We start from the raw sequence: 250 nt of genomic DNA, 5'->3' as shown, positions 1-250 counted from the left end.
CCCGGCCCGGCCCGACCTGTCGATCGAACGGGTAGAGGTGGTGCCCGTCGTTGGCTTTACCGGTCCGAGGGTTGGCTCGATTACGCTGATCCGCCCACGGCTGCGCGCAAGCTACAAGGATGGGCGGCTGAGCCTTGGCGCGCTTGATCAGCTGCTCGAGATCGAAAGCGAAGAGCCGGTCAGCTTGCCTGGCTGGCGCCTGGGAATTGTTGACGGACGGGCGCGAATCTTCACCGATCATGGCGTGATC

At 64.4% G+C, this 250-nt stretch carries 1 protein-coding gene; it reads left to right on the top strand.

The annotated features are described in order from the left end of the window. On the top strand, positions 1-250 hold a 250-nt coding region (locus ACX3VQ_RS13040; RefSeq protein ID WP_462581475.1), incomplete at both ends, for a hypothetical protein.

It is taken from the genome of Altererythrobacter chaiwopuensis (assembly GCF_054957735.1).
This window is presented reverse-complemented; position numbering and strand designations above follow the sequence as displayed.